We start from the raw sequence: 3,409 nt of genomic DNA on the forward strand, positions 1-3,409 counted from the left end.
GTTCTATTGCGCGGGCGGGCTGGGAGTGCAGGGATCCGTCCGGTCCCGCCGTCTGGCCGTGGGCACCGATTTCGGCGATCCACTCGAGCCCTGCGGCTTCGGCTGCCGCCTTGCTTGCGATCACCAGGGCCGCGGCGCCGTCGGAGAGTGGGGACGAGGATCCTGCGGTGATGGTTGCCGTTGCGTCTTTCGAAAAGGCGGGACGGAGCTGCGCCAGGGATTCGGCGGTGGTCTCGGGGCGGATGCCCTCATCGTGCCGGAGCGTCAGTGCCGGCCCCTTGCGCTGGGGGACGTCGATCGGGGCGATCTCGTCGGCGTACAGGCCGGCGGCGCGCGCCGCTTCGGCCCGCTGGTGGGACCGGGCCGCGACAGCGTCCTGCTCGGCGCGGGTGATGCCGCGCTCGGCGTTTCCTGCGTCGGTCGCCTCGCCCATCAACAAGCCGCTCACCGGATCCTGCAGCCCGTCGCGGTTCAGCGAGTCGAGCATCGGAGCGTCCCCGATGACGACGCCGGCCCGGAGCCCGGGCACCAGGTGGGGTGCGTTCGTCATGGACTCCTGACCGGCCGCAACGATGAAGTCTGCTTCACCCGCGCGGATCATTCGGGCCGCGTCGATCACAGCTGTCAGTCCGGAGAGGCACAGCTTGTTCACCGTCACGGTGGGCACATCCCAGCCGATCCCGGCGGCCAGGCTGGCCTGGCGTGCGGGGCCTTGGCCTGCTCCGGCCTGGATCACCTGGCCGACGACGACGGCTTCGATCTGGTCGGGGGTGACGCCGGTGCGGTCGAGCGCGGCGCGGATGGCGTGGGCGCCCAGCTCGCTTGAGGAGAAAGCCGTGAGGCCGCCGCGGAAGCGGCCGAAGGGGGTCCGGGCGCCGCCGAGGATGACAGGAATGTGGGCGTTCTGGTTCAAGAAAAGTCCTTTCGGGGTGACAGGCACAGGGTGGGCCAAGGCAGGTGGCTCAAGGCCGGTGGTCAGGCGAAGGCGGAGATGCCGGTGATCCCGCGCGCGATGATGAGGGCCTGCATCGTTTCGGTGCCTTCGTAGGTGTGGATGGCCTCGATGTCGGCGAGGTGCCGGGCGACGCGGTTTGCCAGCAGGATGCCGTTGCCGCCGAGGAGATCCCGGGCATTGGAGGCTATGGACCGGGCCGTGCGCGTGCACGTGTATTTGGCGAGGGATGCTTGTTCGGGCGTGAGTGCCCCTTCTTCGTCGAGGCGGCTCATCTGAACCACCATCAGCTGCATCGTGGCCAGTTCGCTGAGCATCCGGGCCAGCCGTTCCTGCACAATCTGGKAGGCGGCCAGCGGCCGGCCGAACTGCTGACGCTGCTTGGCGTATTGGACCGCGGTTTCGTAGCACGCGGTGGCATGCCCGACGGCGGACCACGCGACGCCCAGCCGCGTGGCCAGCAATACCCGTGCCGTGTMTTTGAAGGACCGTGCCCCCGGCAGCACGTTCTCGTGCGGGACAAAGACGTTTTCCAGCCGGATATGGGCCTGCCAGATGGCCCGCAAAGCGAGCTTGCCTTCGATTGTTGTGGCGGCGTACCCGGGGGAGTCCTGCGGGACCAGATAGCCGTGCACCTGGCCGTCTTCGCCCCTGGCCCAAACGACGCTCACTCCGCCGACGGAGCCATTGCCGATCCATTTCTTCTCTCCGTTGAGAAGGAAACCGCCTGCCGTCCTGGTGGCCGTGGATTCCAGGGCCACCGCGTCCGAGCCGTGGGTGGGTTCCGTCAGCGCGAACGCGGCGAATTCCTTGCCGTCGGCGATCCCCGGAAGCCACCGCTTCTTCTGCTCGGCCGACCCGCACTCCGCGATGGACCGCAAGGCAAGACCGCCCTGCACCGCGATCATGGTTGCCACGGAGCCGTCGCCGMGGCTGATTTCCATGGTCACCAGCCCGGCCGCCGTCCTGCTCATCGGCGCGAAACCGTCCACCTGAACTCCGTCGCGCAGCAGGTCCAGTTCGCCGAGGCGGCTGACCAGGTGCATCGGGTATTCAGCACGCTCCCAGTAGCCGTCAATGGCGGGAAGGACCTCGTTCTGGACGAAGTGGCGGGCGCGTTCCCAGTAGCCGCGATCGGCGCCGCTGATATCGGCAAATACGGCCGCAGGGTCGGTGCCCAATGCCTCGGTMAGGACATAGTCCGGTTCTATGGTGCCGACGGGAAATTGGCCCGCCGGCTCTGCGGCGGTGAACCCGGTAGCGGGTGACGTCGTCGTCATCTGTTCGTCCTCTGTCTCGCGTCGGGGCCTGGGCGCCCACGTGCCGTGGCTCACACCACGTCGACTAAGGATGCATTGAAACGCAGTTCCGCGTCAAGAAACTCAGTGTCAGCCGATGCGTGTCAACGTCAGGACGGGAGGTCGGGKCAGGGCATCAGGACGGTGCGTCAGGAGAGGGCGTCGCGGACCGCCTGCATGATCGCGTCCTTGTCCGCGCCAGCCGTCAGCACGGTGACTACAACGGCGGGGGATGCCTGTGACGCCGGAACCGGCGCGGGCGGGCCGTACAACGCCGGCCGGAAGATCTCGGAGAGAGCCCGGAGTTCGTGCGCAAGCGCAGTTGATCTCTCCCGGTCTGYCGCTGCAGTTTCCGGGGCAGTTGTTGTCGTGCGGAGCCATCGCCGGAGGAAAGCGTTGTGCACGGCGACCGCGGCTGCGGCAAAGGCAACAGTCTTGTATTCACGGTGCTCGCCGTCGGGGATGTTATCCAGCAGGTGCAGAAGGAACGCCCTCTCGTACCGGTGGGAGGTAACCAGCTCCCGGTCCCGGAGGGCCGGCACGGACTGCATCAGCTCATAYCGGGCGCGTGACGTTTCCGGGTTCCGTACGTGGTGGTTGAAGACCAGCAGCGCCGCGTCCTCGATCGCTGCGAGCGGCTCCTGCATCGATTCCGCCAGTCGTTCGGTCACCTGCCGCAGKATCCGCTCGTGGTCCGCGAAAACAACGTCCTCCTTCGATCCGAACTTCCGGAAGAAGGTGCTGCGGCTCATGCCTGCGGCGTCCGCAAGTTCGTCAACGGACGTTGCGTCATAGCCTTTCGACGCCAACAGCCCGATKGCGGCGGCTGTAGGTCCGTCGGTATCGTGGCTTGGCGGGTGCGAGATCATGGGCCGAAATTTAGCACAACTAGGGGACCMTCCCGACGGAAGACGTCAGCGCGGCCACCCGACCGGTCCGCCGGTGAGGGTCGGCCCGCGCAGCGGGCCCGCCTGCTATCGAGGGCTTCGATGGCAGGCAGGCCCGGGGACTGCAGAAAACTCAAACCGTTCAGGACTGGGCGGATTCCACCAGCGGGTCCACGAAGGCCTCGGCGGCGGGGTGGGTGTCGCRGACGCCGTGCAGGCCAATGAGGGTGAGCAGGGCCGCGGCGGCCGCCGCGATGGCGCAGACGATGAAG

General features: G+C 67.5%; 3 protein-coding genes. All 3 read right to left on the bottom strand.

Features of this window, described 5'->3' with window-relative positions:
- Positions 1-913, bottom strand: a 913-nt coding sequence (locus AC1DBQ_RS22485; protein ID WP_476930623.1) for an acetyl-CoA C-acyltransferase, incomplete at its 3' end; no start/stop codon positions are given.
- 62 nt (positions 914-975) lie between these two features.
- Positions 976-2,232 carry an acyl-CoA dehydrogenase family protein gene (locus AC1DBQ_RS22490; RefSeq protein WP_476930624.1) on the bottom strand — a complete coding sequence of 419 codons (1,257 nt, stop codon included), beginning with the start codon at positions 2,230-2,232 and terminating at the stop codon, positions 976-978.
- Between the two features lie 167 nt (positions 2,233-2,399).
- The gene (locus AC1DBQ_RS22495) at positions 2,400-3,119 is read right to left on the bottom strand and encodes a TetR/AcrR family transcriptional regulator (RefSeq protein WP_476930625.1); all 720 of its coding nucleotides are present in this window, start codon (positions 3,117-3,119) and stop codon (positions 2,400-2,402) included.
- Between the last annotated feature and the right edge of the window lie 290 nt (positions 3,120-3,409).

The organism is Arthrobacter sp. 10T413_2, from assembly GCF_056394205.1.